The sequence below is a fragment of the Streptomyces sp. NPDC026500 genome (genome assembly GCF_055567635.1).
This window is the reverse complement of the sequence record NZ_JBVHQB010000047.1, coordinates 1-26,338: the sequence shown is the minus strand read 5'-3', so window position 1 is coordinate 26,338 and position 26,338 is coordinate 1. Positions and strand designations below refer to the sequence as shown.

Here is a 26,338-nt window from a genome sequence, read left to right as displayed (position 1 = left end):
GATCACCTGCCGGCAAGCGTGTCGAGGATGTGGGGCCAGGCAGCCTCGCCCAGAAGCGCGTCAGCCTCAGATGTGCCCCCGTATTTGAAGCGCGAGGACGCCGGCGCCGGACTCTCGCCAGGAAGGCGTGGTCGGTGGCCGGCGTCGTCGCGGGCGATCAGGCGCACGGTCGCACCCGCCGAGCGCCGACGCTGAGCTACCTGTTCGGCGAAGGGAAGCGACGGCCACATCGCGTCGTCGCCCCCAGCGACCAAGAGGAGATCGGCTCTGGCCGCTTCCACGGGGATCTCCGCCAGCGGAAGCGAGTGAACGAAGGTCCGCTCGCTCAGTTCGTACCATCCGCGGATGGCGACAGGACCGCTGTCCGGCTCCGTGGGATTCCAGGAATCGTCCATCGGGACAAAAGGCAGGGGCCGCTCCCGCCAGGTCCACGACGAACGATACGGATGTTGTTCTCCGTCCCGGCCAGGTCCGACATTGCACCAGACCCACGAGGTGGGCGACAGCGCGATGGCCACGTCCACGCGCGAGTCGTGCACTGCCGTAAGCAAGGTTGCTTCAGCGCCCTTGGAGGTCCCGAGAATTCCGATGCGTTGCGCTCCGCCCCGTCGGAGGAAGTCGATGGCAGCGATGAAGGTCTCCAAGGGAACCTCGCAGATCCCTGGGGGCTGACCGGGCCCGCCGAACCAGCGGATCGCCAAGGCTGCGAAGCCCTGCTGAGCGAGGATGCGTGCTCGCTCACGGTCGACGCGCCCGCTGGATCCCGCCAGGACCAAAACGCCGACTTCACTGCCGCGAGCGGGAGCGAACAGAACTCCTTCCCAGGGATCAGTCAGCTCGCGCTCACTGATGTCCACGCGCTTCCCCTGTCGCTTCAACTCACAGAAACCACTGCCCAGAACGCGGGGCGCGGCCCCGTACCACAGTAACGTCGCACCCCGCCTCCACTCACATGGAGGTCTCCATCATGACGCCCCACACGCCACCAGAGTTGGAACAACCGCGGACAGGTGCCCTCGACGGCCGACTTCAGGATCTTCGCGCGCTTCGGGCGGAACCGGGAGATGCCGTCCTCCAACACCATCTCCCCGTCGTCCTTCACCAGTTCCTTCGTCGCCAGCCACTGCGCCGGCGATTTCCCTTCCATCTCCTGCTCGCCCAGCAGCCCGCAGTACCGCTTCATCGCGTCCCCGGCCGTCGCCGTGTCCTGCCCGTCGAAGTGGAACGACGTGTCCAACACCATCGCGTCGAAGTCCTCCTCCGGCGTCGGCCTGACAAAGCGACGTGGTATCGGGGCGGCGACGCGGGCCACCTCGAGTACTCCAGCCACCAGTACTGAGCGCGCAACTGGCCCGCCTAGGCCGTGTTTTAGAAGTCGGTGATCTGCCTGGCTGTCCGTCCGGGGAAGTGGCGGGCGGCCATCCAGATGGTGAGGTCGCGGGCGGTGTCATTGACGCTGGTCGAGGTGGTGACCTCGTGCTCGGCTCGGGTGGTGTCGCGGCGGACGATCTCGTAGCCCCCGTTGTCCAGGACGGCCACCGAGGTGAACCAGACGGGTTCGTCCTCGTCGGGCTGAACGACGACGAAGGTGTTGTCGGAGTCGTTGAGGTCGCTGATCATCATGAACAGCGCGTCCTCGGAGGGGTCGTCGATGCGATCACCGTTCTCACTGTCGGCGCCGTAGTACTGGGCTCCCATCGGTGCCACTCCTTCGCCCGTTCACCCTGGTCGCGGTCAGCATGGCACGGGGAACCGACAGTTCAGGCCGGTCATAACCATTCGCCGATCGCGGCGAGCAGGACGGTGGCTTCGAAGCGGACTCCGAGTTTGTCGAACCGCGTGGCGACCGCCCGGTTGCGCTTGAGCCGGTTGATCCCGCACTCGACGGCGTGCCGGGCCTTGTAGTCCTCGCGGTCGAAGGCCGGAGGCCGCCCACCGGCCTTCCCGCGCCGCTTGCGGTGGCCGACTTGGTTGGCCGGCTCCGGGATCGTGCACCGGATCCCGCGTTTACGCAGGTAAGCCCGGTTGGCGCGGGACGAGTACGCCTTGTCGCCCCGCACTCGCAGCGGGCGGACACGGGGGCGGCCTGGTCCCACACGCGGGACCCGGATGCCTTCGAGGACGGCCGTGAACTGGGGGCTGTCGCCGCGCTGTCCGGCGGTGACCAGCAGGGACAACGGCTTCTGGCCCTGTTCGCAGTCCAGGTGGACCTTGGTGGTGAAGCCTCCCCGGGACCGGCCCAGGCCGTGGTCATCGGGTTCGACACCGATACCGCCCGGCGGCTCCTTCTGGGCTTGTCCGTCGCGGCGGGCGCCCGCCGCGTGCTGATGGGCCCGGCAGATCGTGGAGTCGACGTTGACCTCCCACGTGATCAGCCCGGCCGCGTCCGCCCGGGCCTGCAATCTGGCCAGCAGCATGGGCCAGGTGCCGTCGCGCTGCCAGCGGCGGAAGAGTCCGTAGACCGTCTGCCACGGTCCGTATTCGGAGGGCAGATCCCTCCACGGAGCACCGGTCCGCACGCGCCAGCGGATGCCGTCAATCAGCCTCCGCCGACCTGCTGGCGGCCTGCCGAACACCACCACCGGCAACAACGGCTCCAACACCGCCCACTGCTCGTCAGAAAGATCCCCTCGCCCCACACCGAGATCATCACGACGCGGGACGAGGAACGGAGCCAACTTTCAAAACACGGCCTAGCCCCCCTCATCGACCTCTTGGTCGGCTGCTTCGTTGGCGCGGTCGATCTCGGCCATGTGCTCCTCCGCCCAGGTCCGCAGCCCCGCAAGCGCGGCTTCCAGGGACAGCCCGAGTCCGGTGAGTCGGTAGAAGACCCGCGGCGGCACGGTCGGTTCGACCCGGCGCGACACCAGCCCGTCGCGGGTCAGGCTTCGCAGCGTCACGGACAGCATCTTCTGTGAGACGCCGGGCATCCGGCGTCTCAGCTCCGCGAAGCGCACCTCGTCCGGTGCGGCATCGGCGAGCGTCTTGACGGCCATGGACGTCCACTTCGTACCGATGCGGTCCAGCAACTGCCGCGTCGGGCAATGGGGATCGAACAGATCGCCGCGTACCCCGCGACCGGCGGCCCGGGTTCCTCGGGTGGTCACCTGTGGCTCACCACCTTCCCTGAAAGTGCCGTCTAGGCAGCGGTCGGACAGTTACCTATCGTTCTGTGGTCACCAATGGTAACCACCTGAGGAGCCGTCATGCCCGTCACCACCGCACACCACCTGCGCCGCATCGCGACGAACGGCGTCCAACTCAATGTCGCAATCGCCGGGGACGGACCTGCGGTTCTCCTGCTGCACGGCTTCCCGCACACCTGGCAACTCTGGAGCGGCATTATGGGCCGACTGGCCGGGCAGTACCGGGTCATCGCCCCGGACCTCCGAGGCTTCGGTGCCAGTGCGCGTGCCATCGAGGGTTACGACGCAGGTACCGTCGCCGCCGACGCCGAAGGGCTGCTCGACGCACTTGGCGAGCCCTCGGCAGCGGTGGTCGGCATCGACGCGGGCACCGCCCCCGCTGTCCTGCTCGCGCTGCGCCGGCCAGGCCTCGTCCGGCGCCTGGTCGTGATGGAGGCACTGCTCGGCGGCCTGCCCGGAGCGGAGCAGGTCGTCGCGGGCGGTGCCCCGTGGTGGTTCGGCTTCCACGCCGTCCCCGGCCTCGCCGAGACCGTCCTGGCCGGCAACGAGGCCCCGTACATCGACTGGTTCCTCGACTCGGGGACGCTCGGGCGAGGAGTACCCGACGACATCCGTGCGGCCTTCGTCCACGCGTACACCGGGAGTGAGGCCCTGCGCTGCGCCTTCTCCTATTACCGGGCCCTGCCCACCAGCGCGCAGCAGATCCAGGACGCAGTCGCGACGGCTCGGCTGACCATGCCCACCATGGCCGTCGGCTCTCACCCCGTCGGCACCGGGCTCGAACGCCAACTCCGTCCCATCACCGATGACCTGGTCGGACACCATCTCCAGGACTGCGGCCACATCATCCCTCTCGACCGCCCCGACGAGTTGTTCGCGCTCCTTGCTCCCTTCCTCTCCGCCGATCTGCCGAAGTGACTGAAGCAGGGCCGAAGGATCACGGTCGGCGGTTCGGGCGTTCGTCCGAGCGGTGAGTTGTCCAGGACCGCCGGATCAGGCTGCGCACGGTGGCGATTGTGTCGGCGAGGTCGAAGAAGGCATCAATGACAGTGACGCGAAGCTCGTAGCACCGGCGAGACGGTGAAAGGCGTTCTGCCACGCGTGAGTGCGCTCGACGTGCCAACGCCGACTGGCCTGAATGGGCGCCTTCTCCCCTTTGCGTGCGATGCGTCCGTGCAGGCCGCGTTCGCTGAGCAGAGCGCGGGTGGTGTCCGAGTCGTAGCCGGCGTCCAGTGCACGGTGAGGATGTGGGGCAACGGGCCCAGGCCCTCCAGGCGGTCCGGAGTCGGGGCGAGCAGCCGAGAATCGTGGCGGTTGGCACCGGCCTGGACGGGGCCCAGCGGAGTGCCGTATCCATCCGTCATGCCCGAGCGCTTCAGTCCCTGTTGCCGCGGTCGACCGGTGAACGTCCGGTGGCCTCCCCGCCTCCAGGTGCCTTGGTGATCGCTCCGTCGACGGCGATCTGGTCGAGGACGAGGCCGAACGATCCTGTCGTAGCTGCGGTGCGAGCTGAGAACGGGGCGAGCGGTCCCGCCGCGCCGACGAGAGCGAACACGCCCACGCCGATGGGGGAGTAGTGGAAGCGGGGTCCGGTCAGGACGAAGGAGACCGTCGACCAGAAGGCGCTGAACGCCCCGAACATGGCGGCCTGGTAGAGGCCTCGGCCTAGCAGGACCGGGTGGGTGCCCACCAGTTGGAGAGTGGAGCGCAGGACGTGGTGGTACGGGATCGTCGTGGTCGGGGCGTGCTCGGGCAGGGCGTCGCGCAGTGAACCGTTCCGGGGTCGGGCACCCCGTAGGGTAGCCGCGCGTACACGAAGCGGTCGATGACGTTCTTACGTGGGCGCCGACGACATCCGCCGCGCCGTGGCCCGTCCGGCCCGCTGGTGTAGGTCAACTGAGCCGCCCCGATGGGGAGCCTTGGCAGGAAGCCACCTCAGGCCCGGCCGGGGGCCGCACCGTCGCTACGGGGCGTCGTCACCGGCTCCGTCGGCCCCGGAACGTATCTGGGACGGTCACTTCGCAAGGTCTCGGCTGCGCACGCCGTGAACTCGGCGAAGATGCGGGAGTGATGGCTGAAAGATGGCGATCACTCGGCCCGTACGCGATGACCCTGGGCTCCGCCGCTCGCGTCCGCCTCTACGAAGCGTGAACGCACCTGCGGTCTGGACTGCAAGGCTCAGCTGGTGGTCCGTGACCGGTGCGCTCGACGCCGTCGCCGGAGGCGGTTCCACGGGGAAGTCCGGTCCCTGCAGCGCTCCCGTCGGTCCGCCGGCCGTCAGCTGATCTGGCCGGCCGCCCACTCGGCCCACTCGCGGCGCATGGCGTTGAACCGCAGGCCGTACTCCAGGGCGATCCGGCCGTAGACCGAAAGACTGCCGTCGTCCCAGTCGACGGACTCCTCGAGCCGGCGCAGGCTCTGGTAGCCCTGATCGGACAGCTCGATGAGCTCGGCGAGGTAGCCGTGTGCCTGTTCGGGCGTCAGTACCCCGAGAAAGAACACTCGCAGGAGGATGTCGCTGCGGGTGTTCCGCTGCGGCTTGGTCTCGGTCAGCCAGTGCCGCAGTTCGGCCAGTCCCTCGTCGGTGAGGGCGTACTCCTTGCGGCCTCGCGGACCCTCGGCTGCCACCTTGATCAGCCCTGTGCCCGCCAGCTTGGTCAGCTCGGTGTAGATCTGACTCTGGGTCGCCGGCCAGGCGGTGGCCAGCGATGTCTCGAACAGTTTCAGCAGGTCGTAGCCGCTGGCGGGGCGCTCGGAGAGGAGCCCGAGCAGCGCGTGTCGAAGGCTCATGTCGCCCAGTCTACATTCCGCTCTTGACATGTCACTTCTGAACCTTCTACTTTCGACATGTCAGAACGGAAATGCTGAAGCAAGCGGAGATCTCATGTCCTACCTGCGTACCTTCCTCCCGTGGATCGTCTTCGCCGTGCTGCCCTCGGGTAACTGGCAGTGGGCGGCGCTGGCAGCCCTGGTGGTCGCGGTGGCCGTGATCGTCCAGCAGATGCGGTCCGGCGTCGGACCGGACGCTCTGATCATCGAGATCGGCTCCGCGGTCTTCTTCGCCGTGCTGGCCGTCATCGCCTTCGCCAACCCCGACTCGGGCGTGCACGACTACTCAGCGGCGCTGTCGGCGGGCACGCTGGCGGTCATCGCCGGGGTCTCGCTGGCCATCGGCAAGCCGTTCACCTTGGGCATTGCCAAACGCACCACCCCGCGCGAGGTCTGGGGGCTCAAGCCGTTCATCCGGACCAACGTCATCATCACTGCCGTCTGGACCGCGGCCTTCGCCCTGTCCGCTGTCGTGCTCGCCTTCGTGGCGCATGCCGGAAACGCCCACTCCACCCCCGCCACGCTCATCCAGGTCGCCGGCTTCGCCCTTCCGATGATTTTCACCGTCCGCTACATCGCCCACGTCCAGGCCAAGGCCGGTGCCCTGTGACCTCCGCGCAACAGGCCCGGCCCCTTCTGGCGGGCAGCTACGCCCCGGTCGGCGAAGAACTTGCCGCGTAGGACCTTGTCGGTGACCGGGCGGATCCCGGCCGAGCTGGCCGGCTGGTACCTCCGCAACCGGCCGAACGCGGCCGACGCCGCCTCCGGACACTGGTTCTTCGGCGACGGCATGATCCACGGCGTCCGGCTGGAGGGCGGCCGGGCCGTCTCGTACCGCAACCGCTGGGTACGCACCCGCAGTTTGACCGACGGGGTCCGGACCTACGACGACCAGGGCCCACCGCGACCTCACCGTGGGCCCTGCCAACACCTACGTCATCCGGCACGCGGGCCGGACCCTCGCCGTGGTCGAGACGGCCCTGCCCTACGAGCTCACCCGCGACCTGGACACGGTCGGCGCATACGACTTCGGCCGGAAGCCGGGCACCGCGATGACCGCGCACCCGAAGGTGTGCCCGGTCACCGGGGAGCTGCACTTCTTCGGCTACGGGATGCTGGAGGCGCCGTATCTCACCCTGCACCGCGCGGATGCCTCGGGCGAGCTGGTGGTCACCAGGCCGGTCGAGGTGCCCGGGCCGACGCTGATGCACGACTTCACCGTCGTCACCGCGGAGCACGTCGTTTCATGGACCTGCCTATTTGCGGAGGGACAACAGCCCAATGCCGCCGATCGCTCCCGCAGGCCGGGTGAAACTTGACGTGGACGAAGTGAGGCAGCTCGTGGCCCTTCGTGGAGCTTCCGACCGCCTGCGCAGCGGGATTGATCGTGTACGCCCACCTCAAGCCAAGCAGTCGGGAGCGCGCGGAAGGCTCTCAGCAAGGCTCTGCGGCCGGACGATCCTCCCTACTGAGGGCCCGGAGTGGGCCCCGGACGTGAAAACGCCCCCGACCCGCATGAACGCAGGTCGGGGGCGTGATCACATTCTCTACTTCTTCATGCCCTGGGTTTCGACCGCCCGGGTTTTGGGGCTGGTCAGCGGGGGGCCCACCTCAACTGACCTGCAGTGGGGCGGTTGTTGGTGGTCGTTGCCGATTCTTGGTGGTTGACCTCGGAGGTTCCACCGAGGTTCCAGGACTCGGCCCGTCGCTATCGAGGCCGGGGCCGTGCCGAGCTGCCAACGGTGGCACGGCCGTAGGCCGCTCCTTCCATCACCTTCGGTGACAGCGGCTGGCAGTCTCCGCGGTGCTCCGGCGGAAGCCGGGCGGGGGCGTCGGCGGACGCGGCCCGGGTCAGCCCTTGGCGGGTTCCCCGGCCTCGATCCCGGCGAAGAACTCGTCCGCGAGGGCCCGTGCACCGGTCAGGTTGTCGAGGGGTTCGCCGAGGATGCGGCCGGCCAGCTCGGTGGCCAGCATGAAGATGTCCTCATGCAGTTCGGCCTCCGCGATGATCCGGTCGGCCTCCAGTTGCGCCTTGGCCGACGCCACGAGGTCCTCGCGCTCCTTGACGCCCTCGACGCGCAGGGCCGCGAGAAGGGCGGCTCCCTCCTCGGTCGCGGTCCCGCGGAGCCGGGCGGCTTCGTGGCGGGCGGCGCTGAGTTCGGTCTGGTACTCGGAGAGGATGCGAAGCGCTTCCTCGTTCAGTGCGACGGCCCGCTCGGCGGTGCCTTCGATCGCCTCTTCACGTGCCGCGAGGATTTTCCCCATGCGCGGAACCAGGACTTTCGCAAAGACGGCGAAGACCAGGGCGAAACAGATGAGTCCGACTATGAGTTCAGGGCGTGGCGGATTCAGAGGTCCCATGTGGCGGATCGTACAGCGAGGGAGATCGAACAGGGGCGGCGCCCCCGACCTTTGAGGTTCTCAACTTCCGCTTACTGTAAGGGGAGTTCACCCACCGGTCGCGTGAGGCGTGGCTTGCAGAAGAACCGGCGACTGGAACCGCTCTCGACGGTGAAGACGTTCTCGCAGGCCGGGCAGCGTCGGGCCATGTCGTGCGTAACCTCACGGGTGTTGGGGTGGTCAGGAGACACGTGCGTTCACTCCCGCCCGAAAGGCGTCGGCTGTGGTCTGGTGATTGCGAAGGCGGCGGGACGGGCCGTCGATGCCGGCGACTGCCGCCCGGTGCGGGAGCCGGTCGAGCATCGCGGCTGCAACGGTGGCGTCGCCGAATGCCCCGGCCCAGTCGGAGATGACGACATTTGTCGTCAGGATCGTGGCCCCGAGTAGGGCCTGCAACTCATCCAACGAGGACGTGCGCTGCTCCAAGGCTGGTCAGCCGTGATCTGCGCCACCAACTTTATGATTCGGCCGTCTGCCTGCCACGCCAAGGTCGGTGGAGTCTTGATGGCCGAGCCAAGGGCCTGTCTGGGCCGCTGTGCTGTCAGGCGTCGTTCTCGGCGGCCTCTGCGAGCGCGTTCATGACTTCGTTGTGGAAGCGGAGTTCGGCGTCGCGGCATGGGGCGTTGAAGAAGGCTCGTTGGGCTTCGGCAAGATCGCAGTTCAGTAGGCCCATGGTCACGAATACGGCTTCCACGCCGTGGCACTCGTTGTCCTTGAGGAACTGTTGGAGTGTGTCCGTGTCGCCGGTGGCTTCCCAGACGGGCCGGGCGGTTTCCTGTATGGCGGCGATGCGCGCTGATCGTTCTGCGTCGAAGCCCACTGGACCCACCTTCCTTGTTTCGGCCGCAGGCTATCGCCAGGCAGGCGGGTTGCACCGGCAGTTTGTAAGCGGCATGGAACGACGACATCAAGTAGGGCATCCGGGTCGCGGCGGGGGAGTCCTCACCGTCGACCCGGCCGCCGAACGTCCAACCTCACGGAGGGCCCGGACGCGGGCCGGGCGGGTGAACGGGGGTGGGACGGGAGGCCGGCGCGGTATGTGTGCGGCCGTGTTCCACAAACAGCAGCAGAATAAGAAGGCCGGGTTCGCCCGGCCGGGCCGCAGGTTTCGGCGCGGGTGGGTCGGCGCCGTCGCGGCCCTGGTCACCGGTGCCCTGACGATGGGCGCCGCGGGCTCGATGGGCCCGCACGGCGGCGGCCTCAGCCCCGACATCACCGCCATCATGAAGAAGCCGGCCTACAAGCACGCCCAGTGGGGGCTGCTGGAGATGGACGACAGGACCGGCCGGGTCATCCACTCGCAGCATCCGGACCAGTTCTTCATCCCCGGGTCGACGGCCAAACTGGTCAGCGTCTCCGGTGCCTGGAACGCCCTGGGCGGTGACCACCGGTTCACGACCCCCGTCCAGGCGGTCGGCCGCCGCAACGGCTCGGTGCTGAACGGCAATCTCGTGCTGGTCGGGAAGGGCGATCTGACCATGGGCGGCCGGACCGCGCCCGACGGCTCGGTGTCGTACACCACGATCGACCACACCTACGCCAACGACGTCCCCGGGGCGACCCTCACCCCGGAGAACCCGCTCGCCGGGCTCAACCACATCGCCCGTCAGGTACGCCGCTCCGGCATCACCGAAGTGCGCGGGAACCTGGCCGTCGACACCCGGCTGTTCACCTCCTACGCGGCGCTTGATCCGACGCCCACCCCGTTGATCATCAACGACAACGTCATCGACCTGTTGTCCACCCCGACCGCCCCCGGCCGGCCCGCCCGGCTCAGCTGGCGTCCCCAGGTCGCGCCCTACCGGGTGACCTCGACCGTGCGGACGGTCGCCGCGGGCCGGACCACGGACATCCAGGTGTCCGCCTCACCCGACGGCACGCGGATCAAGCTGTCGGGCACGATCGCCGCCGACGCGCAGCCGGTGCTGCGCATCTCGAACGTCCAGGACCCGGCGGCCTTCGGGCGCACCGCGCTCATCGAGGCGCTCGCCCGGACAGGCGTCAGGGTGACCGCTCGACCGACCGGCCCCAACCCGGCCGCCCTCGTACCGCGGTCCTACGCGGGTACGCAGCGCGTCGCCGCGTACGTCTCGCCGGTCTACGCCCAGTACGCCAAGCTCATCTTCAAGGTCAGCCACAACCTCGGCGCAAACCTCGCGATCTGCCTGATGGCCGTCACCGCGGACAGCCACCAGTGCATCGACGGCTTCCCGGTCCTGAACCGCTTCCTGCGCAAGGCCGGGGTCGACCCGACGCAGGTGCAGCTCCTCGACGGCCGCGGCGGCGATCCCGTCGACCGGGTGACCCCGCGGGCGGAGAACGAGCTGCTGCACTACTGGCAGGGAACCCCGGACGCGGACCGCTTCCGCGAGGCCCAGCCGATCCTCGGAGTCGACGGCCTGCTGGCCTTCGTCTGCGACGGCGAACCCACCTGCCCCGGCAAGGGCAAGGTGTGGGCCAAGACCGGTACGGTCGCCGGGCTCGACGCCCTCAACGAGCGGCTGGCGGTCGGCGCGGAAACCATCGGCGGCTACCTCGACGCCGGCCACGGACGCCTGCACACCTTCTACCTCGCGGTGAACGGCGCGTCCACCCCGGACATCCAAGGGGTCATCGATATCGGGGACGACCTGGCCCGTATCGCCGGCCTGCTGCAGGAGCAGGCCGCGGGCCACTCCCGCTGATTCCTCCGGACCCGAAGGGCCCCGACCGCCCCCCGCGGCCGGGGCCCTCCTGTGCCCGCCCGCTGCTGCTTGACCTGACCGTGGACCAGGCCACCGACAGCCCGCCGTTGACCCCCGTGCTGGGGAAGATTCGGATTCGTGGCCCTGCCTCCATCTACGCTCGCTCTCCGACGTTCTGGATCAAAGACCTCACCCACCGCCTCCCACTGACCACGATTCCGTACGCGCCCTGGTGCCGAACCAACCGGTGGGCGGTGGTCATCGGTGCGATCCGTATGTGTTCAGCAGCCACGCCCGCCCTCCAGGCCCATGATCGCCCGCACGGCGGCGGGGAAGCACTCCAGGCACTTGCCGTTGACGGCGTACCGCGTCGACGTGCCCCGCGCTTCGGGAAGAACGAAGCGCACCTCGGCGAGGATCTTGAGGTGGTGGGAGACCGTGGACTGGCCGATCGGTAGGTGTTCCACGATCTCGCCGACGGCCATAGGCCGTCGGTGGACGGCGAGCAGGTTCAGCAGGCGGACGCGCATGGGGTCGGCCAGCGCCTTGAACCACGTGGCATACGCGGTGGTGTCCTTCTCGCTCAGCGGTGCTGGGCTCTGTGTCGACTCATTCATCGATTATCGACGATAGTCGATGAAAGGATGCTCGGTCGAGGGGTTCGAGCACTACTGTGGATTCATGACGGCGCCTTTGGACGTGCTGGTGGTGGGTGCGGGGCCTACCGGGCTTGCACTCGCCACCCAACTGCGCAGCTACGGAGCTGCCTTCCGGATCGTCGACCGCTCCCTCGACCGGGTCCACGAGTCGCGTGCGTTGGGGATCCAGCCACGCACCCTGGAAACGCTCGCCGGGTTCGGGCTGACGGATGAGCTGGTCGCTCGTGGTAACCCTGCGATGCAGCTGAGGATGCATCTGCCGGGGCGCGTGGTGCAGATGCCGTTGTTCAACATCGGGCTGGCCGATACCGCGTACCCCTTCCTGCTGTTTCTCTCGCAAGCCGAGACCGAGAGCGTCCTCGCGGAATATCTGGCGGGTCGGGACGTGGTCGTCGAGCGGGGCACGGAGCTGGTCGGTCTGGAGCGGACGGACTCGTCCGTGACCTGTCGGCTCCGCCGCGGCGACGGCGCGGAGGAGACCGTGGTCGCCCGGTACGTCGTGGGCTGCGACGGCGCGCACAGCACGGTTCGGACCGAGGCGGACATCGGCTTCCAGGGCTACGCCTATCCGCAGACCTTCCTGCTCGCCGACCTGGAGGTCGACGGACTGGAGCCCGGAGCCGTGCACACGTACATGACCGGGTCCGGGATGCTGTTCTTCTTCCCGCTCGGCTCGCCGGCCACCTGGCGGATGCTCGCCATGCGGCCTCCGGGCGCCCAGGATGTCGAGGTGACGCTGCGGACCCTGCAGGAGATCGTCGACCAGTACACGCCTGATCGGCTGGGGTTGCGGGACCCGGTGTGGATGACCGACTTCCGGCTCCACAACAGAGGCGCCGTCCACTACCGCTCGGGGCCCCTCTTCCTCGCCGGCGACGCGGCCCACATCCACAGCCCGGCCGGCGCCCAGGGCATGAACACGGGTATCCAGGACGCACTCAACCTGGGCTGGAAGCTCGCCCTCGTGTGCCAGAACAGGGCGCCGGAGGAACTGTTGGACACGTACGAGATCGAGCGAGCGCCGGTAGGCCGCCGCGTGCTGCGCTTCACCGACCGGGCCTTCACCATCGGCACGAGCAGCAACCCGCTCATCCGCCTCGCCCGTACTCAAATCGCCCCACGCCTGGCCCCGTTGGCGCTGCGCGCGACCGGCCTGCGCGGGCGCGTCTTCCGAACGGTGTCGGAGCTGGGCATCCATTACAGGCGCAGCCCTGCCACCACGATGGGGTCGCGTCCGTCCAGGCGCAGTCCACGGGCAGGTGACCGGCTCCCCGATCTGCCGCGCGGACTCCAGGCGCGGACCGCCGGACCGGGATGGCACCTGCTCCTTGCCGGGCCGCTCACGGTCTGGTCCGACGAATTGCTCGCCCCCCTCCTCAGTGGACGAGACGACCTGATCAGCACTCACCGGCTCGGCCAGGAGAGCCCCTGGCCGACCGAGGCCCACGGGCTCGTACGCCCTGACGGCTACCTCGGCTACGTCACTCGCGGTGCAGACCTGGAAGGGCTGCGCGCATACCTCGACCGTTGGCTGCCCACCCCACACAGCTGATTCGAAGGGCCCGACGAAATGACGTGACCTGCGGCTTTGCGGAGCGTCGTGCGAAGTCCCGTGATGCCATGGGGAGATTCCCGGAGTCTCGGTGCTGGGGTCGGCCGCTTGGTGGCATCCGGAAATCGAGTGCTTCCCGGCCTCCGACGAGCTGCTGCTCGTGCTGCGTCACGCGGAGCGGATGGTCGGCAAGCTGAGTGTCGACACTGCCAAGCTCGACCCGAATGACGTGGTGAGTGAGCCGCGGGCATCCGTACGAAGTTGTGGCAGTACGTGCGGGAGCCGGCGGGTGCCGGACCACTGAAGGCCGTTGAGGCGGGGCGGGCGGCCGGCATGCCCGGGCACAGGTTCAACGAGGTTCGCCGCTGAGGCGAACTGTGACGCTTCGAGAACCAGGGACCATGCGCGGTCGGCCCCGTCCCTCCCTTCCGACAGGTCAGCCGGACGACCGACCGGGCCGGCCCTTCGCACCGCGCGGGGGATGATGGGGATGGAATGACGGAACGCGAGGTCAGGAGCTTCCATGGCGAAGCGGGTTCACCAACCCCGTGAGGACGCGGAGTTCGATTTCATCCTGGGGATGAGCGGAGTCCCGGTCCTCGCATACTTCACCGGGACATGGCCCAAGGCAATCGAGCCCTGCCGGGCGATGGACCTCGTCGTGGGTGCCATCGCCGACGAGTACACGGGCCGCCTGACGGCCGTCCGCGCCGACATCACACGCTGTCCGGCCGCGACCGAGCGATACGGGATCACCGGAGCCCCGTCCTACGTCCTGCTCAAGGAGGGAGAGGCGGTGGCGCACGGCACGGGGCCCATGACCATCGCCGAGGTACGGGAGTTCCTGGCCGGCCACCTCTGAGCGGGGCGCCGTGAGAAGCTCCCGGTCAAGATCGGTGGGCTCTGAGCAGCGTCGCCCTGCCGAAACCGGATGATCTGCAACCGAGGTTCCGGCCGGCGCGCGCGTCCCGGCGGCGTCGCCGTGGGCGGCAGCCTTCGCGGTAGGGGGTGCGGGTCCTTCGCCGTGTACCCGCACGGGGCAAACTGCGGCCCCGGCATCCTGCACCGGTCCGGGGCGAGTTCACCCTCTTCAGTGATTCCGATGTGCGGACCACCTGTGCTGGGGATGGTCGTGGTCGGCGCCCCCGTCCGGCGGAGTGTTCGCACGGCTGGACGGCGGGCCATGGGTGAGGGCGAGCAGGAGATCTGGGCGACAGAAGAGTTCGGCTCCTCCCATGCCGGAGCGGTCGGCGTGCGCCTGACCGACAGCACGGTCCCGCACCCGTCCCGACCGGCTCCCGGATGCGGCCGACGTCAACGCGGACACTGTCAGCCTCGCGGCGGTCGGCGGGCCGGGCCCCTTCCAGCAGAACGGCGGGGTGGGCGGCGGCCCCGGTGCGTGTCCTCGATGTGGCGCCCGGCGATTACCCCCGAGGTAATCGCACCACCCAACCACCCTCAGCTACGTTCTGGTCATCGCTCACACCCCCGGGACGAAAGGAGCCCCGTGGTGCCCGCTTACGGCTTCGCTCATCTCCGCAGCCGCCGGAATCACTCCGACATCATCGAGTACCTGGAGCGCATCCAGGCAACCCTCGATCCTTTCGCCGGCCGCTTCGTCATCCATGGTCCGCCGGTCGAAGTCGTAGAGGGGACGTGGCCCGGCAGCATGGTGCAGATCGAGTTCCCCGGCCTGGCCGAAGCCCGTGCCTGGTACGACTCTCCCGCCTACCGGGCCATCCTGAGTTTGCGTACCGACCACGTGGAGGGCGACTTGGTGTTGATCGAGGGCGTCGGCCCGAACTACGACCCGGCCGAGCGAGCTCGCAAGTTGCGAACGGAAGCCGACCGAGCGGGCCAATCGACCACGTAGCCCTGCAGCCGCCTTCTGAGGCACCGAGATACCTCGCGCTCGTTGCCGACCTGGACTGCCTGTGGGGCTCAGAGGCGGGCGCCTTCAGAGTAGGAACCGGCGCGATCCCGCCAGATCACCTCGGCGCCTGGGTTGTCACGGAGTCTTGTGGCCAGGGTCCCGGCGTCCCGTCCCGACAGGAGGTCGAGCGGTTTACGGGCTCGCCGGCTTGGACGTGCCGCAGCACCGTTCCCGGGTGCCGTCCGCCGACCACGGCCGGTGGCGCTCGTAGAACGTCGAAGATGTCGATGAGAACCGACACCGGTCATGGGCGCACTGCGGCGCGATGCTGATGACGATCTCCGAAATCTGCATCGCGGCTCGGTTGATCCAACAGACTTGCACTTGTTTCCCAACGGAGAAGGGACGGCAAGCGTGGCGAACAGCGCACTTCTGGTGATGGACGTCCAACGGGACGTCGTGGCCATCGCCGACGACGGTTCCGGATATCTGCCGCGCTTGCGCAGCGCGATCGACGGTGCCCGGGCTGCAGGCATCCCCGTGATCTACGTGGTGATGGCGTTACGACCGGGCGATCCGGAAGTCAGCCCTCGCAACAGGGTGATGACAAACGCCGTGCGGGCCGGCCTGTTCACCGAGGGGGCCCCTGGCACCGAGATTCATCACGACGTTGCGCCCCAGCAGGGCGACGTGGTGGTTACCAAGAGGCGGGGGAGCGCGTTCTCGGGCAGCGACCTCGACCTGGTACTCAGGGCTCGCGATATCGACAGCCTTGTTCTCACCGGCATCGCCACCAGCGCTGTGGTGCTGTCCACCCTGTGGCACGCCATCGACCTGGACTTCGGCCTCACCGTCCTGGCGGATGCCTGTCTCGACACCGACCCCGAGGTGCACGCGATGCTCACCGAAAAGCTGTTCCCGCAGTGGGCAGATGTCGTCGCCGTTGAGGACTGGCTCAACGCCATCGCACCGCAATAGCGGGAGGCCGCCCGGATCCTCGCGTGCGGGGCAGGACGGCATCGCCTCTCGCTGGCCGGGTGAGGTCGGCCGACGGCATTCTGTGCAGCTGTCCGGCCTTGATCCGTCGTTCCGAGCGACGGCGGGCCCGGTCGTCGCGCTCGGCCATCAGCAGCTCAGCGAGAAACCGCGATACGACATCTGATCACGGGCGGCTGTTTCGGCAATTCGGGGAACTGGGCGCGAATGGTGGGCAGCCGCAGCATGCGGCGCGCCTGGTCGACGGCAGCGTCGGCAGCCTGTTCGGTCAGCCCGCGGTGGCGTTTGAACGTCTTCATGGCCTCTCTCCTTCGACGGCGGAACGGTCCGGCGATCGCCGTCGGTGAGCGTTCACCGGACCGCGTGGAGGGCCGCCGTACAGCGATGTCGACGGCGCATTACGGCACCGGTCCGCCGGCCGCGAGAGCGGCACGCCCGTGAGCCGCCCGTCCGCCGTACCCGGTTTTTTGCGGTCTTCCCTCACGCGGGCACCCGCTCGCACCTGCCCGCCGTCACCGGCGACAGCGGGTGTGGTGGACTCGCTGCCGAACGAGGATGCTGCTGGGTGTCCGAGGACGTGGGCGTGGGCGTGGAAACGAAGGATGGGCCTGCTGCAGCAAAGGGCGGGGCATACCGTGACGGCGTCCACGATGCTGTGGCCGGCAACTGGTGAGGAGACGTCACATGCGGATCATCGTCACGGGTGCGTCAGGATTCCTCGGGCGTCTGCTTGTCGGGCGCCTGCTGCGGACGCGGACGTTCGACGGCGTGCCGATCACCCGACTGGTGCTCGTCGACCAGGTCGCGGGGCCTGGCCTGCAGTCGGCGGACGACCCGCTTGTGGACGTGGTGCACGGTGCTCTGACGGACCGTCTCGATGACGTGTTCGCCGAGCCGGTCGACGTGGTGTTCCATCTTGCCGCTGCCGTGTCGGCCGAGTGCGAGGCGGACTTCGATCTGGGTATGGGCGCGAACCTGGACACCACTCGTGCCCTGCTGGAGGCGGCTCGGGCACAGTCAATGGCCGGCGGGCCGGTACCGCGGATGCTGTTTGCCAGCAGCCTCGCCGTCTATGGCTCCACCCCGGATCTTCCCCTGCCGTCCGTGGTCAGCGAGGCGACTGTGCCCCTGCCTCAGTCGAGTTACGGAACGCAGAAACTCGTCTGCGAACACCTGCTCGCGGACTTCACCCGCCGCGGCTTCGTCGACGGACGTGTCGCCCGTCTGATGACGGTGGTGGTGCGGCCCGGCCGGCCGAACGCGGCCGCCTCGGGTTTCCTGTCCGCCATCATCCGCGAACCGCTCGCCCGACTCCCCGCAACGTGTCCGGTGGACCCCGGCACGCAGGTGGCCCTGGCCTCCCCGCGACGCACCATCGAGGGAATCCTCCGTGTCGCGGAGGCCGAGCGCGGCACCGGACCGGGATGCCTGGAGGGCCGGCTGCCGGTCAACCTTCCCGCACTCACGGTCGGCGTCGCCGAGATGCTCGCCACGATGCGACAGGTGGCCGGCTCAGCCGCCACCGAGCTGGTGACCTTCACACCCGACCCTGCCATCGCGGCCGTCGTCGGTTCGTGGCCGGCCGTCATCGACAACCGGCGCGCCGCCGGGCTCGGTCTGGAGCCCGACCCGAGTTTCCTGTCAGTGGTCCAGGACTACGTCGCCGATCACCCCGACGCGGTGACCGTGCATCGGTCTCGCGGTGAATGCTGACGCTGCCCGGGTGATTGTGCAGGTGCTCTTCGTGGTGTGCGTGAACTCTGGACAGGCACACCTGGCCGTGCTGTCATGTCCGCGGCACTATTTCCAACGTTGTAGAAGACCGCAGCTTCCCGCCTTCCGCGTGGACGCTGTGGAGCCGTATCTGGATGATCCGGCGTTGTCCGAGAATGAGAGACAACGTTGTCGCACTGCAAGTCGACCCCTTCGGGAAGGCAGGTCACCTGCATGTCAATGAGCAGGCGGAAAATCCTCGGTTTAGGCTCCAGCGCCCTGGGTGCCGCGGCGCTCGGAGTCACGTTCGCGGGAGTCGCGGCCGCGGCGCCCCGACCGCTGGCTGAAACGCAGCTGCCCGACAGATTCCAGAAACTGCCGCCCGGCAGCGTGGTCGCCCGTGGCTGGCTCGCCGGCCAACTCCGGTTACAGCTCGACGGATTGTGCGGCACGTACGAGAACCTCTCGCACTTCCTCGATTTCTCCACCACGGGCTGGGTCCATCCCGAGCACAACGCCTGGGAGGAGGTGCCGTACTGGCTGCGCGGCTACATACCGCTGGCGATCGCCACAGGGGACGCACACGCGCTGACCCGCTCGCGCGAGTGGGTGGACGGGATCCTCGCAACCCAGGAGAGCGACGGCTTCTTCGGGCCGCGTGCCTTGCGCACCGCACTCAACGGCGGTCCCGACTTCTGGCCCTTCCTGCCGCTCCTGCAGGCTCTGCGAACGCACGAGGAGTACACCAACGACCAGCGGGTCGTGCCGTTCCTGGTCCGATTCCTTCGCTACATGAACGCCCAGGGGCCGGGCGCCTTCAACACCAGCTGGGTGTCCTACCGTTGGGGCGACGGTCTCGACGTTGTCGTGTGGCTCTACCGCCGGACCGGCGAGGGGTTCCTGCTGGATCTTGCCGCCAAGATGCACACCTACGGCGTCAACTGGACCGGCGCCACCCCGAGTCGGCACAACGTGAACATCGCCCAGGGTTTCCGGGAGCCCGCTCAGTATGCCCAGTTGACCGGCTCCGCCGACCTCACCCGGGCCACCTACCGTGCCTATGACGCCGTGATGGACACCTACGGCCGGTTCTCCGGCGGCGGGTTGGCCGGCGACGAGAACTTCCGGCCCGGTTTCACAGACCCCCGGCAGGGCTTCGAGACCTGCGGCATTGTCGAATTCATGGCCAGCCACGAGCTGTTGACGCGGATCACCGGGGACCCGGTGTGGGCGGACCGCTGCGAGGACCTGGCCTTCAACATGCTCCCGGCCTCCCTCGATCCCGACGGCAAGTCCGTTCACTACATCACCAGCGCCAACAGCATCGACCTCGACAACCGCCCCAAGACACAAGGGCAGTTCCAGAACGGCTTCGCCATGCAGGCCTTCCAGGCCGGCGTCGACCAGTACCGGTGTTGCCCCCACAACTACGGCATGGGCTGGCCGTACTTCACCGAGGAACTCTGGCTCGCCAGTGCCGACGGCGGTCTGGTCGCCGCACTCTACGCTCCGAGCAGGGTCCGGGCCACGGTCGCAGGCGGAACGACGGTCACCGTCACCGAAGAAACCGGCTATCCCTTCGAGGACACGGTCACCCTCACCATCTCCACACCCCATCCCGTGGGCTTCCCACTGCAGTTGCGCGTGCCCGGTTGGTGCAAAGGGCCGCGACTACAGGTCAACGGCACTTCAGTGGCGGCCTCGTACGGCCCGTCCTGGGCGCGGGTGGAGCGTACCTGGCGCGACGGCGACGTCGTCCGTCTGCAGTTGCCTCAGCAGGCCCAGCTGCGCCCCTGGCCCGGCCAGCACGGCGCAGTCAGCGTCGAACGAGGCCCGCTCGCCTACTCGTTGAAGATCGGCGAACGCTACGACCGCTACGCGGGAGACGACACGTTCCCCGCATACGAGGTCCACGCGACCACCGCATGGAACTATGGTCTCCTCCCCGAGACCCCGCTGACGCCCGCACAGACCAGTGCCGTCGTGCCGGACCAGCCTTTCACTCCCGGCACCACGCCCCTGTACATCTCTGCGCAAGCCCGGAAGATCCAGGAATGGGTCGCGGACGACGAACATGTCGTCGCACCGCTCCAGGACGGTCCCGCCCGCAGCGAGGCTCCAGTGGAGACGGTCACCCTCATCCCCATGGGCGCCGCGCGGCTTCGTATCACGTCTTTCCCCACGGCGGCACCCGACGGCCGGCCCTGGACGCCGGAACCGCCCTTCCGCAGGCTCGCCAACAAAAACAGCGGCAAGGTCCTCGCCGTCGACGGGATGTCCACCGAGAACAGCGCACGCGTGGTGCAGTTCGACAATACGGGGACGGGCGACCACGCATGGCAGCTCGTCGACAAGGGTGACGGCTGGTATCTGATCCGCAACGGCAATAGCGGCAAGGTGCTCGGCGTCGACCACATGTCCATGGACAACAGCGCGATGGTTGTGCAATTCGAGGACAACGGAACAGACGATCACTTGTGGACACTGGTCGGCAACGGCGACGGCTGGTATCGCATCCGCAACAAGAACAGCGGCAAAGTCCTCGGCGTGGACCGGATGTCCACCGACAACAGCGCGCAGGTGGTCCAGTTCGACGACAACGGAACGGCCGACCACTTGTGGCGGTTCCTGTGAATGGCTGAGCCAGGCGTGGCGTTGGATCGGCTGTCGTGTCCAACCGGCCGCCGATCCGGTCCACCGCTCCACAGACCACCATTGACGAACAGATCGCCGTTCTTGAAAGCCGTCACCCGCGACGCTGGGTGAGGCGACCTCCGCGCGTCGCCGTTATGCGATTCCGTGCGTCGCGGTCGCTGCGGGCGCCTCGCGGGAGGCGTACGGGGTGAAATGCGCGGGTGCGTGGTCGATGGGCAGGTCGGGTCGCCAGGCTGTGAGGATCTGGGCGCTGCATACGAACAGACCGTCGGGCAGCCGGTCCAGGGGGTACCAGGCCCAGTTACCGACGCTCTCGTCCGGTTGCGTGGCCGGCCGGCCACGCCAGGCGCCGACGATGGCGCCAACCGTGACCCGTACGACGTCATCGACGTGGTCGACGAGCGTGCCCAGGAGCGTGACGTCGTCGGACCGGGCCATCAGCCCGGTCTCCTCGGCGAGTTCACGGATCACGGTCGCTTCGAGGGATTCCCCGGCTTCGACGGTTCCGCCCGGCAGTTCGAAGGTGCCGTGACGATGGCGGCCGAGGAGCACTCCCTGGTCGCCGAGGAGGATGACACCGACACCGATGGCCGCGTGCGGCGAGGGTCGCTCCAGGGTACGGGGGCGACTGGATACGCGTGCGGACCGGGCTGGGAGGCGCCGGGCGCGGATGAGCTGCTGCACGACCGGGACGTTCTCGTCGGGGTGCCGCAGCAGGTCGACGGCCTCGACTCGAAAGCCGTACTCCTTGAGCAGGTCCTCCCACAACTGAGGTGCCAGAACCCACATTTGGACGGGCAGCGGCTGGTCGTCCCGGAGCCTGATCAGCTGCTCCCGAGGGGCGACGGTCGTGGACGGGCCGCGGTCGTCCAGGTCGGTGTGGAGGATCGAGACGATCAGCGGTGCTCCGGGGCGCAAGCCGTGGCGCAGAGCAGGCAGGGCGCGGTGCGGGTCGGTGAAGGCGAGGCTGCCGATGGCGTACGCAGCGTCGAAGGGTTCTGCGGTGGGGAGGTAGTCGACCACGTCGCCCAGGACGAACTGCACGCCGGAAACGCCCGTGTGGGCTTCGATGGCGCGCTGGTGCTGGGTGGGCGACAACTCGATCGCGGTCACACGAGCGCCGTGAGTACGGGCCAGGTGCACCGCGTGGTGGCCGGCACCGGAGCCGATGTCCAGGACGCGATTGCCGGTGATGTCACCGAGAATCTCGGCCCCGGGACCGACGCCTTCCCACGGGGTCCAGGTCAGCTGCTCCGGGACGGGCGGCACGTACTTTCGATTCAACTGACGCCGGCCGTAGAGGGTCCAGGCATCGGCGTTCACGTCCTCACCGGACATGAGAACTCCCGTAAGCAGTAGGCGGGGTGACTGTGTCGATCGTGGAATTCGCCGCGGCCACCCTCCGTTTGGCAGCGGTCCTCTCCGCTGCGTTCCGGGAACCAGCTTCCGATCATCCCGGCGAATCTTCTACTCTCAAGGAAGGTGACTTTGGGCTCTCGCCCATGCCGCAGGCTCCCGGACCCCGAGCCATGACCCACTCGTGAGGCCAGCTGGAGCCGCATCGCCGACTGCGCGGCTCCAGCCTCGCGCCCTCCAAGACATGCAGGCGAGGCAACCCCCGCAGCCCCGCTCTGCCGTCGGAGGGCACCTCGCGCGAGGAGTGACCGGGGGGAGCCTCGGTCCCTCGCGCTCCGGCCGCCGCCGCGCAACGCGGCGGCGGCCGGACCAGACGAGCGTCCGACCGTGGGCGCCGCGGGCAGGCGCAGCGTCAAGGCCGGGCGTGTCGTGTGCCTGGACAGGACCGACGGCCACGTCGTTCGTCCATCACCTTGTGGTGATGGGCGGCCAGGACGTACTGAACCCTGAGTGGCGTCCCGCAGTCGGGGGCGACTCGAGTCAATCAAAGAGGGCAACGAGCCCGTTCACCCAGATTGCGAGGAATGCGAGGACCACCATCAGGCATCCGGCCCCTGCCAGGGTGTCTATGAAGGGGCTGGGCTTGCTGTCTGTCTTCCGGCTGGTCTTCCGGCTGGTTGGCCCCGTGTCCCAATCGACGGGGTGTCCCATGGCGTCGGAGCAGGCTGTTCGCACTGTTTCCAGTTGTTGTCTGGCAAACACCGATGGGGCAAGCGACTCAGGTCCATACCAGGCCAGTGCCCGCATGCGCTGCGAAGCCGTGCTGTATCTCGCCTCGAAGGCCGAGGTCTCAGATGCGTCCCGGTCCTGTTCGAGGTACATCCAGCGGCCCGCTTCCGCAGGTTCTCCGTACAGTCGGTACGTCTCGCCCAGGCGGCGGCGAAGCGTCAGGTCGTTCGGAAAGGACGACACCAGCCCGCGCAGGCGCTGACGTGCGACGGGAACCCGGCCGGCGGCCAGATCCGCGTCGACGCGGGCAAGGGTCTCTGTCAGCGGCATACGTGCATGATCGAGTATCGCCGTGACCGCCGTCGACCTGGTTTACCGCTCGGCACTCGCTCGCCCCTGTGGTCAACGCTCAGTGAGATCAACTGAACCTCGCCGAGACGGGGAGATTGCCCGATACGGGACAGCTCATTGGGTGGTGGCCGTGCGTCCGCCGGCGCAGACGTCCGCAGGCGTCCGTGGGCGTCGCCAGTTGTGCGGCTGGCCCGGCAGTGCCGGGGTACTGCCGCTCGATCCGTGCGGAGGCGACGCCCGGCCCGCCACAGAAGGCAGCTACACGTACACACCATCCTGGCGGCCCGTCAGTCCGATTCATTGAAGCCTGAGTTTCTGGCGAGCGGACAGGGAGAAGTCTCACCGGGCTGCCAGGTGTCTGTCATGATCGCCGCCATGGGGACAGACATGACACCGGCCGACGTGGCCGACTTCCACCAGATCCTGACGGATCACCCCCGTTACTGGGGCGAGCGCGACCTGCGCTCGCTGCACCTTCTGGCACTGGTGCAGGAATTCGGTTCCATGTGCCTGGTTGCCCGTGCCGAAGACGGAATTCGTGGGTACATCTTCGGATTTGTCACGCCGGACGGCACCGGCTACGTGCATCTGATCGCGACGCGGGACGATGCCCGTGGAACCGGTCTCGGGCGCCGTATGTACACGGCGTTCGCCGAAACAGCGGAGCGTTACGGTGCACGGCAGTTGAAGGCGATCACGTCCGTCGCGAACGCCGGCTCAATCGCCTTCCATCGCAGCCTCGGCTTTGAAGTGAAGATAGTCGACGACTACAACGGCCCCGGCCGGACCATGGCCGTCTTCCACCGAGATCTGCCGCTCGACGTTTCGGCGCCCTGATCAACCAGCCGTCACTGATGTCGCTCCCCAAGTCGTGAGCACCCGCTGGCTCCGCCCGGCACGCACCTGGCCCGGGAACCAACAGTCCCCGGGGAACGGCACGGTGGACGACGCTTCGTGTCCGATCCCCGCCCCGTCCGTCCTCATGCAAGGAGATCGTGACGACTCTCCCGTGGCCCCGTCGATGCGCTCGCGGAGCAGGTCGGCATGACCGTTGTGTCGCGCGTATTCCTCGATCATCTGGGTGAGGACATAGCGGAGGGTGAACACCTCGTCGTGCCACTTGACGGTGGCGTCGAGGGACTCGGCGGCTTCCACGATCGCGCGGGACCGCGCGCTGCCTGCCAGACCTTGAACGCCTCGTCGCGATCGGCTGAGTCGACATCGAACTCGGCGAACGTGCCGTTCACTGTCCCCGGCCAATAAGCCCGTACATCCTCGCCGTTCCACGCGACCCGGAACCAGCTCCGCTCGACCTCGGCCAGATGCTGGATCACTCCGAGCAAAGACAGGCCCGACGGCGGAAACTTAGCGATGCTCGGCAGCACTACTGTCCCTGACCGGCATCCCAGCTCCACAACACGACCACGGCGATCCCGTGGTGGGGCCGATCGACTCGTTCACGCCGAGCCCCGAAGATCGCTCATCCGACCCGGCGGACTCGTTCCTCTGGGGCCAATCGACTCGTTCGAAGCCAGTGCACGGGCCTCGACAGCACCGGTACCGAACAATACGGGAGTTTGTGGACACTCCAAGATGGTGGGCAGTCGGCTCGCCGGGCTGGGCAGGGGAGGCCGTAAGGTTCTGCCTCGTGCACCAGCTTGTTGAGATTTCCGACCTGATCACGGCGGTGGATCCACACAGCGGCCACCGGCTCCCGGTCCGGCGCGCCGAGGTGATTCAGCAGCTCCGCGAGAGCGGAGACGAGCGCGCGGCCCGGATCGTCTCCGGGTTGCCCGTGGACCAGGCGGGCGTGCTCGACCCCCACGCCGTGGACCGCTTGCTCATCAGCGTGCACACCGAGCTCCAGCGCCTGAGCGAGGAGCTACGGATCGGCGAACGCCTGGTTCACCTGCTCGGCCCGCTCTTCACCGCGATTCGGTCGACTACCGGGCAGCCCGGACCGTACCGCCTGGTCGACGTCGGTTGCGGCCTCGGCTACCTGGTCCGCTGGCTGGCGACCACCCACGCTCTCGGCCCGGACGTCGAGCTGGTCGGGGTCGACCTCGACGCCACACTGGTCGGCGAAGCGGACCGCCTCGCCCACGCAGAGGGGCTCAACTGCCGTTTCGTGCACGGGAATGCCTTCGATCTGCCGGAGGCGGCGACCGTCTACGTCTCCACCGGCGTGCTGCACCATTTCCGAGGCACTGCTCTGGCCGAGTTCTTCCAGGCCCAGGCCGCCTCACCGGCGCATGCCTTCTGCCACTTCGACATCGCCGCAACCCGTCTCGCGCCCATTGGAGCCTGGGTCTTCCATCGCGCCCGAATGCGCAACCCGCTCGGCCGCCACGACGGCGTCGTCTCCGCGCTGCGCGCGCACAGCGACGAGACACTGCTGCGCGCCGCTGCGGTACCCGGCATGCGCGCACTGCTGTACGAGCCGCGCGGAGCCGTGAACCCGTTCTGCACCACGTTGCGCCCGATCATCGGGGTGCGCCCGCAACTGGAGGAGCCGCTTCGACGAGCCCTCGGGCGGGACGCACGCCGCATGGTCGGTCCGGAGCACCTCGCCGAGACCACCCGATGACGCCCGCCATACCGCTCGTACTCCTCGGTCTGGTCGACGCGGCGTTCAGCGGCTTCCGCGCCTATGCCGGCAGCGACGCCCGCATCCGCAAACAACGGGCCACTGCCCGAGCCACCCTGCGTGGGCTGGCGGTTGGGGCCGTCCTGCTGCTCGTCCCGATGCTGACCGCCGCAGTCCTGCTCCTGACCTCACGCGACCAGGCAGGGACCTACAACACTCTGACTGCCGGGGGCCTCGGTTACCTGCTCCCGCTCGGGGCCTACGCCACCGCCGTACTGCTGTCGCTTGCCGCCTACTTCACCCTGCCGTTCCGCGCCAGCACCCTCGCGATGGTTGTCGGCCTCGGCCCGCTGACCCTGCTGCGTCCGCTTGCCGTTGCTGCCGCCTGCACTGGCGCGGTCCTCAACGGCGGCGGTGAGTCCGCGCTGCTGGTCGGCACGATCGCAGGCGCCGCCGTGCTGTGTGTCGAACCCATGGTGCACCGGCGCTGGTACCACCACGTGCAGTAGAGAACCTGGGTGACGCCGTGCGGTTGTCACCGAGCGTCACGGCGATGGCTGACAGCCGGTGCTGCCCCTGCTCAGCTCTGTCTCAACTTCTCTGGTGCGTGGGCCCTGAGCCCGAAACAGATCTTCTTGGAGGCGATACCGGCGGTGGCGGGGTGTTCGTCGCTGCTGTCCAGGAGCCTGGTCACCACGGCCTGGAACAGGCTGTCGGGGCCTCCCCCTGAGTGGTGGACACGCTGATACTGGATCTGCTTGATCCGGAGGAAGCGAGAAGACCGCCGATGGCGATGAAGGACTACTCG

26 protein-coding genes and 4 pseudogenes are annotated in these 26,338 nt (G+C 68.2%); 14 read left to right on the top strand and 16 right to left on the bottom strand.

Translation table 11 applies throughout. The features are described 5' to 3' along the window. Positions 1-2: 2 nt before the first annotated feature. The 5 genes from ACZ4N5_RS41590 to ACZ4N5_RS41570 form a co-directional block, all read right to left on the bottom strand. Entirely contained in the window at positions 3-857 is an 855-nt protein-coding gene (locus ACZ4N5_RS41590) for an acyl-CoA thioester hydrolase/BAAT C-terminal domain-containing protein (RefSeq protein WP_467762166.1), read from the bottom strand. Positions 858-874: 17 nt separating this feature from the next. Then, a complete protein-coding gene (locus ACZ4N5_RS41585; protein ID WP_467762165.1) occupies positions 875-1,312 on the bottom strand; it encodes a hypothetical protein in 438 nt (145 codons plus the stop codon). A 56-nt stretch (positions 1,313-1,368) separates the two neighbouring features. Further along, positions 1,369-1,698, bottom strand: a complete 330-nt coding sequence (locus ACZ4N5_RS41580; protein ID WP_467762164.1) for a hypothetical protein — start codon at positions 1,696-1,698, stop codon at positions 1,369-1,371. Positions 1,699-1,769: 71 nt separating this feature from the next. After that, on the bottom strand, positions 1,770-2,639 hold the full coding sequence (locus ACZ4N5_RS41575) for an IS5 family transposase (protein ID WP_467762163.1): 870 nt from the start codon (positions 2,637-2,639) through the stop codon (positions 1,770-1,772). 54 nt (positions 2,640-2,693) lie between these two features. Then, positions 2,694-3,107, bottom strand: coding sequence for a winged helix-turn-helix transcriptional regulator (locus ACZ4N5_RS41570; protein WP_467762162.1), 414 nt, complete (start codon positions 3,105-3,107; stop codon positions 2,694-2,696). 99 nt (positions 3,108-3,206) lie between these two features. On the opposite strand from ACZ4N5_RS41570, the gene ACZ4N5_RS41565 reads away from it, so the two are divergent. Continuing rightward, positions 3,207-4,064, top strand: a complete 858-nt coding sequence (locus ACZ4N5_RS41565) for an alpha/beta fold hydrolase (RefSeq protein ID WP_467762161.1) — start codon at positions 3,207-3,209, stop codon at positions 4,062-4,064. A gap of 19 nt (positions 4,065-4,083) precedes the next feature. Here ACZ4N5_RS41565 and ACZ4N5_RS41560 read toward each other — a convergent pair. Together ACZ4N5_RS41560 and ACZ4N5_RS41555 are read right to left on the bottom strand one after the other, a co-directional pair. Next, positions 4,084-4,870, bottom strand: a pseudogene (locus ACZ4N5_RS41560) (transposase); the annotation flags it as partial. A 553-nt stretch (positions 4,871-5,423) separates the two neighbouring features. Beyond that, positions 5,424-5,936 (bottom strand): PadR family transcriptional regulator, encoded by a 513-nt coding sequence (locus tag ACZ4N5_RS41555; protein WP_467762160.1) that lies wholly within the window; start codon positions 5,934-5,936, stop codon positions 5,424-5,426. A 94-nt stretch (positions 5,937-6,030) separates the two neighbouring features. Between ACZ4N5_RS41555 and ACZ4N5_RS41550 the strand changes: the two genes are divergently transcribed. From ACZ4N5_RS41550 to ACZ4N5_RS41540, 3 genes and pseudogenes are all read left to right on the top strand, one after another. Further along, positions 6,031-6,585: a hypothetical protein gene (locus tag ACZ4N5_RS41550; protein WP_467762159.1), complete on the top strand. Its 555-nt coding sequence runs from the start codon at positions 6,031-6,033 to the stop codon at positions 6,583-6,585. 81 nt (positions 6,586-6,666) lie between these two features. Beyond that, a pseudogene (locus tag ACZ4N5_RS41545) lies at positions 6,667-6,783 on the top strand (carotenoid oxygenase family protein); the annotation flags it as partial. 106 nt (positions 6,784-6,889) lie between these two features. Further along, positions 6,890-7,294 carry a carotenoid oxygenase family protein gene (locus tag ACZ4N5_RS41540; protein WP_467762158.1) on the top strand — a complete coding sequence of 135 codons (405 nt, stop codon included), beginning with the start codon at positions 6,890-6,892 and terminating at the stop codon, positions 7,292-7,294. A gap of 532 nt (positions 7,295-7,826) precedes the next feature. On the opposite strand, the gene ACZ4N5_RS41535 is transcribed toward ACZ4N5_RS41540, so the two are convergent. From ACZ4N5_RS41535 to ACZ4N5_RS41525, 3 genes are all read right to left on the bottom strand, one after another. Then, positions 7,827-8,336, bottom strand: a complete 510-nt coding sequence (locus ACZ4N5_RS41535) for a F0F1 ATP synthase subunit B family protein (RefSeq protein ID WP_467762157.1) — start codon at positions 8,334-8,336, stop codon at positions 7,827-7,829. A 219-nt stretch (positions 8,337-8,555) separates the two neighbouring features. After that, the gene (locus tag ACZ4N5_RS41530; protein ID WP_467762156.1) at positions 8,556-8,801 is read right to left on the bottom strand and encodes an ATP-binding protein; all 246 of its coding nucleotides are present in this window, start codon (positions 8,799-8,801) and stop codon (positions 8,556-8,558) included. A 115-nt stretch (positions 8,802-8,916) separates the two neighbouring features. After that, on the bottom strand, positions 8,917-9,195 hold the full coding sequence (locus ACZ4N5_RS41525) for a hypothetical protein (protein ID WP_467762155.1): 279 nt from the start codon (positions 9,193-9,195) through the stop codon (positions 8,917-8,919). A gap of 217 nt (positions 9,196-9,412) precedes the next feature. Between ACZ4N5_RS41525 and dacB the strand changes: the two genes are divergently transcribed. Further along, a complete protein-coding gene (gene dacB, locus ACZ4N5_RS41520; protein WP_467762154.1) occupies positions 9,413-11,059 on the top strand; it encodes a D-alanyl-D-alanine carboxypeptidase/D-alanyl-D-alanine endopeptidase in 1,647 nt (548 codons plus the stop codon). Between the two features lie 281 nt (positions 11,060-11,340). Here the strand turns inward: dacB and ACZ4N5_RS41515 are convergent, their stop codons facing one another. Continuing rightward, a complete protein-coding gene (locus ACZ4N5_RS41515) occupies positions 11,341-11,676 on the bottom strand; it encodes an ArsR/SmtB family transcription factor (protein ID WP_467762153.1) in 336 nt (111 codons plus the stop codon). Between the two features lie 64 nt (positions 11,677-11,740). Between ACZ4N5_RS41515 and ACZ4N5_RS41510 the strand changes: the two genes are divergently transcribed. The 4 genes from ACZ4N5_RS41510 (at position 11,741) to ACZ4N5_RS41495 (ending at position 16,121) form a co-directional block, all read left to right on the top strand. Further along, entirely contained in the window at positions 11,741-13,270 is a 1,530-nt protein-coding gene (locus ACZ4N5_RS41510) for an FAD-dependent monooxygenase (protein WP_467762152.1), read from the top strand. Between the two features lie 523 nt (positions 13,271-13,793). After that, the gene (locus tag ACZ4N5_RS41505; protein WP_467762151.1) at positions 13,794-14,132 is read left to right on the top strand and encodes a thioredoxin family protein; all 339 of its coding nucleotides are present in this window, start codon (positions 13,794-13,796) and stop codon (positions 14,130-14,132) included. Positions 14,133-14,780: 648 nt separating this feature from the next. Further along, positions 14,781-15,143, top strand: coding sequence for a DUF1330 domain-containing protein (locus tag ACZ4N5_RS41500; protein WP_467762150.1), 363 nt, complete (start codon positions 14,781-14,783; stop codon positions 15,141-15,143). Positions 15,144-15,557: 414 nt separating this feature from the next. Continuing rightward, positions 15,558-16,121: a cysteine hydrolase family protein gene (locus ACZ4N5_RS41495; RefSeq protein WP_467762173.1), complete on the top strand. Its 564-nt coding sequence runs from the start codon at positions 15,558-15,560 to the stop codon at positions 16,119-16,121. A 70-nt stretch (positions 16,122-16,191) separates the two neighbouring features. Here the strand turns inward: ACZ4N5_RS41495 and ACZ4N5_RS41490 are convergent. Next, positions 16,192-16,438: pseudogene (locus ACZ4N5_RS41490) on the bottom strand (IS21-like element helper ATPase IstB); the annotation flags it as partial. A gap of 385 nt (positions 16,439-16,823) precedes the next feature. On the opposite strand from ACZ4N5_RS41490, the gene denD reads away from it, so the two are divergent. After that, positions 16,824-17,852: a D-erythronate dehydrogenase gene (gene denD / locus ACZ4N5_RS41485; protein ID WP_467762149.1), complete on the top strand. Its 1,029-nt coding sequence runs from the start codon at positions 16,824-16,826 to the stop codon at positions 17,850-17,852. A gap of 234 nt (positions 17,853-18,086) precedes the next feature. Then, positions 18,087-20,486 (top strand): RICIN domain-containing protein, encoded by a 2,400-nt coding sequence (locus ACZ4N5_RS41480; protein WP_467762148.1) that lies wholly within the window; start codon positions 18,087-18,089, stop codon positions 20,484-20,486. A 153-nt stretch (positions 20,487-20,639) separates the two neighbouring features. On the opposite strand, the gene ACZ4N5_RS41475 is transcribed toward ACZ4N5_RS41480, so the two are convergent. After that, positions 20,640-21,845 carry a bifunctional class I SAM-dependent methyltransferase/NUDIX hydrolase gene (locus ACZ4N5_RS41475; RefSeq protein WP_467762147.1) on the bottom strand — a complete coding sequence of 402 codons (1,206 nt, stop codon included), beginning with the start codon at positions 21,843-21,845 and terminating at the stop codon, positions 20,640-20,642. A 558-nt stretch (positions 21,846-22,403) separates the two neighbouring features. Further along, positions 22,404-22,922: a DUF6584 family protein gene (locus ACZ4N5_RS41470; RefSeq protein WP_467762146.1), complete on the bottom strand. Its 519-nt coding sequence runs from the start codon at positions 22,920-22,922 to the stop codon at positions 22,404-22,406. Positions 22,923-23,306: 384 nt separating this feature from the next. Between ACZ4N5_RS41470 and ACZ4N5_RS41465 the strand changes: the two genes are divergently transcribed. Next, positions 23,307-23,780 (top strand): GNAT family N-acetyltransferase, encoded by a 474-nt coding sequence (locus tag ACZ4N5_RS41465; protein ID WP_467762145.1) that lies wholly within the window; start codon positions 23,307-23,309, stop codon positions 23,778-23,780. On the opposite strand, the pseudogene ACZ4N5_RS41460 reads toward ACZ4N5_RS41465, so the two are convergent. Further along, positions 23,781-24,277: pseudogene (locus ACZ4N5_RS41460) on the bottom strand (mycothiol transferase). A 314-nt stretch (positions 24,278-24,591) separates the two neighbouring features. Here ACZ4N5_RS41460 and ACZ4N5_RS41455 point away from each other — a divergent pair. Together ACZ4N5_RS41455 and ACZ4N5_RS41450 are read left to right on the top strand one after the other, a co-directional pair. Further along, positions 24,592-25,530: a class I SAM-dependent methyltransferase gene (locus ACZ4N5_RS41455; RefSeq protein ID WP_467762144.1), complete on the top strand. Its 939-nt coding sequence runs from the start codon at positions 24,592-24,594 to the stop codon at positions 25,528-25,530. Then, positions 25,527-26,039, top strand: a complete 513-nt coding sequence (locus tag ACZ4N5_RS41450) for a hypothetical protein (RefSeq protein ID WP_467762143.1) — start codon at positions 25,527-25,529, stop codon at positions 26,037-26,039. Before ACZ4N5_RS41455 ends, ACZ4N5_RS41450 begins: the two co-directional genes overlap by 4 nt. A gap of 71 nt (positions 26,040-26,110) precedes the next feature. Here the strand turns inward: ACZ4N5_RS41450 and ACZ4N5_RS41445 are convergent. Then, positions 26,111-26,338: hypothetical protein (locus tag ACZ4N5_RS41445; RefSeq protein WP_467762142.1), on the bottom strand; the 228-nt coding region annotated here is incomplete at its 5' end.

What these genes read in the sequence shown, in the direction of transcription:
- ACZ4N5_RS41580 (WP_467762164.1), bottom strand. Translation starts at nt 1,698, where the DNA reads ATGGGAGCCCAGTACTACGGCGCCGACAGTGAGAACGGTGATCGCATC.
- ACZ4N5_RS41565 (WP_467762161.1), top strand. Translation starts at nt 3,207, where the DNA reads ATGCCCGTCACCACCGCACACCACCTGCGCCGCATCGCGACGAACGGC.
- ACZ4N5_RS41555 (WP_467762160.1), bottom strand. Translation starts at nt 5,936, where the DNA reads ATGAGCCTTCGACACGCGCTGCTCGGGCTCCTCTCCGAGCGCCCCGCC.
- ACZ4N5_RS41550 (WP_467762159.1), top strand. Translation starts at nt 6,031, where the DNA reads ATGTCCTACCTGCGTACCTTCCTCCCGTGGATCGTCTTCGCCGTGCTG.
- ACZ4N5_RS41535 (WP_467762157.1), bottom strand. Translation starts at nt 8,336, where the DNA reads ATGGGACCTCTGAATCCGCCACGCCCTGAACTCATAGTCGGACTCATC.
- dacB (WP_467762154.1), top strand. Translation starts at nt 9,413, where the DNA reads ATGTGTGCGGCCGTGTTCCACAAACAGCAGCAGAATAAGAAGGCCGGG.
- ACZ4N5_RS41515 (WP_467762153.1), bottom strand. Translation starts at nt 11,676, where the DNA reads ATGAATGAGTCGACACAGAGCCCAGCACCGCTGAGCGAGAAGGACACC.
- ACZ4N5_RS41510 (WP_467762152.1), top strand. Translation starts at nt 11,741, where the DNA reads ATGACGGCGCCTTTGGACGTGCTGGTGGTGGGTGCGGGGCCTACCGGG.
- ACZ4N5_RS41505 (WP_467762151.1), top strand. Translation starts at nt 13,794, where the DNA reads ATGGCGAAGCGGGTTCACCAACCCCGTGAGGACGCGGAGTTCGATTTC.
- denD (WP_467762149.1), top strand. Translation starts at nt 16,824, where the DNA reads ATGCGGATCATCGTCACGGGTGCGTCAGGATTCCTCGGGCGTCTGCTT.
- ACZ4N5_RS41480 (WP_467762148.1), top strand. Translation starts at nt 18,087, where the DNA reads ATGTCAATGAGCAGGCGGAAAATCCTCGGTTTAGGCTCCAGCGCCCTG.
- ACZ4N5_RS41475 (WP_467762147.1), bottom strand. Translation starts at nt 21,845, where the DNA reads ATGTCCGGTGAGGACGTGAACGCCGATGCCTGGACCCTCTACGGCCGG.
- ACZ4N5_RS41470 (WP_467762146.1), bottom strand. Translation starts at nt 22,922, where the DNA reads ATGCCGCTGACAGAGACCCTTGCCCGCGTCGACGCGGATCTGGCCGCC.
- ACZ4N5_RS41465 (WP_467762145.1), top strand. Translation starts at nt 23,307, where the DNA reads ATGATCGCCGCCATGGGGACAGACATGACACCGGCCGACGTGGCCGAC.
- ACZ4N5_RS41450 (WP_467762143.1), top strand. Translation starts at nt 25,527, where the DNA reads ATGACGCCCGCCATACCGCTCGTACTCCTCGGTCTGGTCGACGCGGCG.